This is a genomic window from Mycobacterium genavense ATCC 51234 (assembly GCF_000526915.1).
Taxonomy (GTDB): domain Bacteria; phylum Actinomycetota; class Actinomycetes; order Mycobacteriales; family Mycobacteriaceae; genus Mycobacterium; species Mycobacterium genavense.
Genome location: NZ_JAGZ01000008.1, coordinates 198,678 through 205,610 on the forward strand (window position 1 = coordinate 198,678; position 6,933 = coordinate 205,610).

The window sequence follows — 6,933 nt, forward strand, 5'->3', positions numbered from 1 at the left end:
TAACTACGGGGTCCGACATGATTCTGTTGAGCCGGTTTGGGCGAGGATGGTCTTGCCCGCTCGTTGCTGGTGATGACCAGGGGCCTGACACTGGCCCGCGAACTCCTGCGGATCAGTCACCCTGCCGGACCCAGGCGAGGATGTACAGACTCATCGCCACCACCAGTGCGATCAGCACCCACTGCACGATGGCCTGGTCGATCCACGAGCCCGGTGGCGGACTGCCGGGCAGGATATTTCGCAGCGGAACGATCGCGAACAGCATCGCGGCGTACCAGGTTCCGAACGGCGGAACGAACTTTCTGCGACCCATCACCATCGGAATGGCGACCAACAACGCCAGGGTCGGCAGGGTGATGAGGACGATGCAGATGAAGATGTCGAACACCAGCGGCCCCTTGGCCCGTTTCATCGTGATGACCAGCTGCGCGTCGTCGAGGCCGCGCGAATTCACATTGCTGGTTTCGTCGACGCGGTCGACGTCGACGTCCCAGCCGTCCAACCCCCCGGTTACTTTGACGCGGGCGGGCAGCTTCTTTCGGTCATCGCCGGACCCGACGAAGGTATCGGCCGAGATTTTCTCCGTCTTGTAGGTGTCCAATGGCCAGTTGGCCGGGCCACCGTGGGCTTCGATCGTCGTTTCGACCTGCGCCGGCGCCTTGCCCTTGGGGAACTGCAGGTCGCCGAGATCGTTCGGCGGATACAGGCGCACGGCGACGTCGGTGTTCAGTACGTCGAATCGCCTGTCGTACAACGAATCTGGAGGATAGACGAGCACGTCCACCTTCAGACGATTGGACGTGGTCTTGAAGTCGTCGAGACGCAGCTGCACGATGATGTCGTTGCCGCCGCCCTGGCTGAGGTCCAGCGGCGGGAGCGGCCCCTCCGATCGCTGCAAGTAGTGCACACCGAACAGCGAGAAGACGTAGACACCGGCGACGACCGCCAGGATGAACGCGCCGAGTGACAGGCGCGGCCGGTGACGGTTCAGATAACTGATGAGGCCCGGCTTGCGCGGCGCTTTTTCCTCCGGTGGCGCCTCTGTCGGCGGCGTTTCGGTGGTCATCGGTCCCGGCTAGTCACTCGCTGGCGGAATCCGGCTCGACGAGGCGACACGGGCAGATGGTAGCGAACATCCGCGCGGTCCGCGCAGCGAAACCCGACGTCCCAAAGACACGTGTCACGTGCCGGAAAGCCGGCGTTAACGCGCCGCGGCCGATCCGGTATCGGCCACGCAGCGAAACCCGATATGGGTGGTGGCGGTGTCCTGGGATTGCGGTGCCCGGGCCGCCGGGCGGTAGCGGTGGCAATACTCCGGCGCGCACAGGTGCGAGCCGCCCTTCAGGGCCTGGCTGACGGCCGGGTCGGCGGGTCCCGAGGGGGTACAGCAGGCCTTCGGGGGCTGGTCGAGCCGATGATGGGCGGAGAACTCGGTGGCGGTCCACTCCCAGACGTTGCCGATCATGTCGTGCAGTCCGAACCCGTTCGGCGGAAACAGCCCGACCGACGACGATCCCACCCAGCCGAGTGCACCGTCGTTGCGGTACGGGAAGCTGCCCTGCCACGTGTTGGCCATCAGTTGCCCGCCGGGACTGGGCTCGTCACCCCAGGGGTAGGTAGTCGTAGAGCCACCGCGGGCGGCGTACTCTCACTCCGCTTCCGTCGGCAACCGGCGTCCGGCCCAGCGCGCATAGGCGACCGCGTCCGGATAGGCGACCTGGACTACCGGATGATCCGCGCGGTCCGCCACGTCGCTGTCCGGTCCGAACGGATGGCGCCAGCTCGCGCCGGGCACCCAGTCCCACCACTGTCGCCAGTCGCGCAGGTCGACCGGGCCCGGCATGGGACGGAAGACCATCGCGCCCGGGCTGAGCTGGCCGGGATCCGCACCGGGATACAGCGCGGGATCGATCGGCTGTTCGGCGATCGTGACATAGCCTGTGGCAGCGACGAATTCGGCAAACTGCGCATTGGTCACCGGGTGCCGCTCCACCGCGAACGAGCCCACGGTCACGGTGTGGATCGGCGCCTCTTCGGGGTAGAAGCTCGTCGAGCCCATGCGGAAGGTGCCGCCGGGGAGATCGACCAACTCGGTGAGCACCATCCCAGGGTAGGGCGCGCGCCGATCCGATCGCGCGTCCCAGGTGATCGTCAATTACCCCGGCGCGAACAACTGGCGGCGTACTTGCAATTCGCAGGGTGGAATCCAGCTAACCGCAGACCACACGAAGCCAGCCGGCAATCAACCGGTACCGCCAGCGCGCGAAATGCGGCTAAGCGCAAACTGCGATAGTCATCGCGCCACTCGGGGTCGGCGTTGCAAACTCTCAATTCACCTGATGTTTGTTTGCGCGTCGCTTCGATAGCTGCAAATCTCGACGTGTGTCGAAAGCGGGGTGGAGGTGCACCCCGAAGCCGGCTCGCCGCCGATGCCGGGCGCCGTATCAGTCGTCTAGGCTACCCATGCCGCCGGGGACCGTGTGCACACCCGCCCGCCCTTGCTCCGGTTCATGCGGTTACCCGACGTCACCGCTGCCATGGACAACACCGCATCGCTAGAATTCGGTCACAGCCCCCGGCCGTCTCACCACCTGCCGTTCTCGAGGAGGCACTCGACGTGAAGCACAACAGACCGGCTGCCGCGATAAGCGTGCTGACGCGACCGCATTGGTGCTCTCGGGATGCAGCAAACCCCACACCTCCCTGTCTTATGCCAACGGAGCGCGGGTGGATTGCGGTGCCAAACAAGACATCGCCGCCAGCGGTTCGACCGCACAGCAAACGCGATGAAGCGATTCGTCGACGCGTATGCGAAGACCTGCAAGGGACAGAATCTGTCCTACACCGCAAACGGATCGGCCGCGGGTGTCGCCGATTTCCTGGCCGGCAAGACCGACTTCGCCGGATCCGACTTACCGCTGTCCGGTGACCAATACGCGGCCGCCAAGCAGCGCTGCGGCGGCGCGGACGCGTGGAACCTGCCGGTGGTGTTCGGCCCGATCGCTATCACATACAACCTCAACGCTATTGACTCGCTGGTGCTCGACGCGCCGACGCTGGCCAGGATCTTCAACGGCAGCATCACGCGCTGGGATGATCCGGCCATCACCGCGATGAACGCCTCGATGCCGCCGGAGAACATTCACGTCGTCTACCGCGCCGACGCGTCCGGCACCACCGCACACTTCCAGGCCTACCTGCAGGCCGCGTCCGGCGGGGCCTGGGACAAGGGCACCGGCAAGATCTTCAACGGCGGCGTCGGCACCGGCGCCCACGGCAACGTCGGCACGTCGTCGGAGGTGAAGAACACCGAGGGCGCGATTTCGTACAACGAGCTGTCGTTCGCCCTGGACCAGGGGCTGTTCGCCGCCCAGATCAAGACGCCGGCGCGCCGGAAGTCGTTGCGCCCGGTGCGTATCGGGACCGATACCGTCGGCAAGACCATCACCAATGCCAAGATCATCGGCAAGGGCAACGACCTGGTGCTCGACACCGCGCCGTTCTACAACCCGACTCAGCCCGATGTGTATCCGATCGTGATGGTCACCTACGAGATCGTCTGCTCGAAGTACCCCGACCCCGCCGTCGGCCAGGCGGTCAAGGCTTTCCTGCAGGCAGCCGTCGGACCGGGCCAGGCCGATCTCGACAAGAATGGCTACATCCCGCTGCCGCCGGACTTCCAATCGAAAGTCTTCACCGCGATCGACGCCATCACCACGGCGTCGATAGAGAATGTGCGCTAAGGGTTTTCGAGTCCTAGCTCTTCTTCGGCGTCTTTCGATCTCGGTGCCACCACCAGGCGGAGACGAATATCGACATCGCGGCGACCAGGCCGATCAATACCCATAGGACGACGGCTTGGTCGATCCAGGAGCCGTATGGTGGATTGCCGGGCAGGATATTGCGCAGCGGAACGATAGCGAACAGCATCGCGCCGTACCAGGTGATGAACGGCGGAGTGAACGACGTCCGCCCCAGGGCCATCGGAATGGCCAGCCACAGCGCAAGAATCGGCAGGGTGATCAAGACGAACACCACACCGACGTCGAAGATCAGCGGGCCCTTGGATCGGTGCAGCGTGATGACAACGTCGTCCGTCACATTGGGATCGGCGTCGTCGTGGTCGTGGACCCGGGTGACGCTGGCGTCCCAGCCGTCCAGCTTTCCGGTGACTTCCACACGGGCAGGGTTCTTTTCGCGGTTCTGACCGGTCCCGGTGAACACATCGGCCGCGATGACCTCCGTTTTGTAGGAGTCGAAGGGCCAGTTGCCGGGATCGCCGTCCGTCTTGATGGTGGTGGTGACCTGCGCCGGCGCCTTACCGACCGGGTACTGCAGGTCGCCGAGGTCGTTGTCGGGGTAGAGGCGCACGGCCGCATCGGTGGTCAGCACGCCGAAGTTCTTATCGTACAACGAATCCTTCGGGCAGACAAGCACATTCACCGTCAACCGGTTCGCTACCGTTTTCAGCTCGCTCAGGTTCACCTAAACGACGTTGTCCTCGGCCTCGACCTTGCTGAAGTCCACGGCAGGCAGCGGCGGCGCCGATTTGGCCAGCAGGTGTACCGCGATCAGGGATAGCACGTAGACACAGATCAGGGCTATCAGAATCCCGAACGCTATTGCGATTTGGCGTCCGCGCGAATCTGGTTTCGACGGCGGTAGCGGCGGAGCTTCAGCGGTCATCGGACATCACCACCACGACTAGGACGGACAGGTTGACGCCTTTCCCGGCAGGCATGGGCTCAGATGCTAGCAGTCAGGCATTTCGTTTCAGGGGATAACAACCGCGAATTGCTGCATGGCCGTGGATTTCGCCGCGTCGAACCCGGGCGCATTCGCGGGCCCCTCCAGATGGATCACCACCAGGAACGCTTTGGTGTTCGTCCAGATGTGGGTGATGCGGTCGACGAAGGCGACCCCCGCTGCGCTTCCGCTGAGCAGTTGGCTGCTGTAGCCGCAGAATTGGGCGGCTTCGACGTCGATCTGGACACCCGGCTTTGCAGTACGCAGATCGGCGCCGTAGCGCAGGAACGCCCCGCCGGCTTCGAGGTCGGTCGGCGTGATCGTCACCTTCCCCGACAGCCCCTCGGGCCCGGTCGCGGTCAACGCGACATCGCCGCTGCCCGGCACCGAGTTCCAGCCCTCTGGTAGCGACACCGTGAGCCGGGGTGCAACCGGATCCGACACCGAAGCCGCCGTTATCCAGCCGTTGCCCGTGGCGGCCTGCAGGCAGGCCAGGGCGTTGGGCGGGATGTGATCCGGCGGGGTGGCCTGGACACCGGGCACCGGCTCGGCCGGATCGGACTTGCGAGGTTTCGTCACCGAGGTCGTCGCCGAAGACGCGGTCGACGCCGTGATGCTGGCCCGAATGGCGTTGCCCCCGGTCGTCTTTCCGCAGCCGAGGATCACAGCCACCAGCACGCACATCCCGCCCGCCATGGCGAGCTTGGCTCGTCGTGACCGGTCAGTCGCGCGAAAATGCAAGCGCAAGTTCGGTTTCCACGTCATGGTAGGGCCGCCCGGAGAAGTCGAGGCGGACACTGGCGATGGTGCCGCCGGTGAAGAGGAACGACGCCTTGTACCGGCTGGACACCGCGGAACCACCGTTTCGGCCGACGGTGATGCCGGCGCCGGCCAAGCCGAAGGTTCCGGGGTGGGCGGTCACATCCGCGAGCGTGCCCACCACCTCGTCGTCGATGAACAGGGTGACGTCGCCCAGCGGGGTATGACTGTTCGCCACGGTTCCCGTCCGCGCGTAGCTGGCGCCGAAAACGTGTCGGCCCAACGGGACCGCGGCCGCGGAAGACACCAGTTGCTGGCACTCGCCCAGGAAGTTGTAGACATCACTCGCCCAGGAAGTTGTAGACATAGTGCAGGCGCCCGTCCTGGATGAATAGCACATGCCCGCCGTGCGCGCCGCCCTGCTTGAACAGCACCCCTTCTGCGCCGGTGGTATCAACGGTGACGTCGGCCAGCACGCTGAACGAGCGGCCGCGGATTTCCGCGGCGGCACCGATTCCGACGTCCGCGCAGTCGGGGTAGTAGATGTAGCTGGTCCGCTCCCCCACCAGGTAGGGCCGGGATCGGGTCATCGTCTCGATCAGGTTCAGATCCGCCAGTGGCAGGCCGTTGTACTTGGCGGCCTCGGAAAACCACAGCGCCTTAAGCTCTTCCAGCTTCTCGGGGTGCTCGGCGGCCAGATCGGTGTATTGGCTGCGGTCGGCCTCGATGTGGAACAACTCCCAGCGGTCGGCGTCGAAATTCGACCAGCCGGCCGGTGTGGCGGCGTGCACGGTGTTGGCGAACCAGCCGTTGTGCCAGATCCCGCGGGTGCCCAGCATGGTGTAGAACTGCGTGTGCTTGCCGGTATCGGCAGCCGGATCGGCCAGCGCCGCTTTGAAACTCACACCGTCTAGCGGTCGTTGCGTAATCCCCTTGACCGTCTCCGGTGGCGTCATGTCCAGCAGGTCATAGACGGTCGGGGTGATGTCGCAGACGTTGACGTAGTTGTCGCGGATCTCGCCGTGCGCGGCAATCCCGTTGGGCCAGGAGATGATCGCCGGATCGGCGATGCCGCCCTCATGCGAGGCGTAGCGCTTGTAGAGCTTGTAGGGCGTGTTGAATGCCATCGCCCAGCCGATCGGGTAATGGTTGAAGGTTTCCGGCCCACCGGGGTGGTCGAAGAGCTTCATGCTCTCCTCGACGGTGTCAATGTAACCGTTGAAGAACTTGCCCTCGTTCACCGACCCGTTCGGACCGCCCTCGCCGCTAGCACCGTTGTCGGAGATCACCACGATGATGGTGTTGTCCAACTGGCCGGACTCCTCGAGGTAATCCAGGATCCGGCCGATCTGCGCGTCGGTGTAGGACAAGAAGCCGGCGAACACCTCGGCCATCCGCGAGAACAACTTCTTCTCTTTGCTGTCCAGC

Annotated in this window: 2 protein-coding genes and 4 pseudogenes; 1 reads left to right on the plus strand and 5 read right to left on the minus strand. The window is 64.7% G+C overall.

Annotation, left to right across the window (positions count from 1 at the left end; translation table 11 throughout):
- Positions 1-112: 112 nt before the first annotated feature.
- Both T428_RS0118195 and T428_RS29275 read right to left on the minus strand, forming a co-directional pair.
- The gene (locus tag T428_RS0118195; protein WP_025737596.1) at positions 113-1,066 is read right to left on the minus strand and encodes a DUF4436 domain-containing protein; all 954 of its coding nucleotides are present in this window, start codon (positions 1,064-1,066) and stop codon (positions 113-115) included.
- A gap of 135 nt (positions 1,067-1,201) precedes the next feature.
- Positions 1,202-2,101 (minus strand): annotated as a pseudogene (locus tag T428_RS29275) (formylglycine-generating enzyme family protein).
- 516 nt (positions 2,102-2,617) lie between these two features.
- Here T428_RS29275 and pstS point away from each other — a divergent pair.
- Positions 2,618-3,743: pseudogene (pstS, locus tag T428_RS29280) on the plus strand (phosphate ABC transporter substrate-binding protein PstS).
- A 13-nt stretch (positions 3,744-3,756) separates the two neighbouring features.
- Here pstS and T428_RS29285 read toward each other — a convergent pair.
- From T428_RS29285 to T428_RS29295, 3 genes and pseudogenes are all read right to left on the minus strand, one after another.
- Positions 3,757-4,686, minus strand: a pseudogene (locus T428_RS29285) (DUF4436 domain-containing protein).
- Positions 4,687-4,773: 87 nt separating this feature from the next.
- Positions 4,774-5,442, minus strand: a complete 669-nt coding sequence (locus T428_RS34840) for a hypothetical protein (protein ID WP_025737597.1) — start codon at positions 5,440-5,442, stop codon at positions 4,774-4,776.
- Positions 5,443-5,467: 25 nt separating this feature from the next.
- Positions 5,468-6,933: pseudogene (locus T428_RS29295) on the minus strand (sulfatase-like hydrolase/transferase); the annotation flags it as partial.

Coding starts and splice junctions, on each gene's coding strand:
- T428_RS34840 (WP_025737597.1), bottom strand. CDS start 5,442: ATGGCGGGCGGGATGTGCGTGCTGGTGGCTGTGATCCTCGGCTGCGGA.
- T428_RS0118195 (WP_025737596.1), bottom strand. CDS start 1,066: ATGACCACCGAAACGCCGCCGACAGAGGCGCCACCGGAGGAAAAAGCG.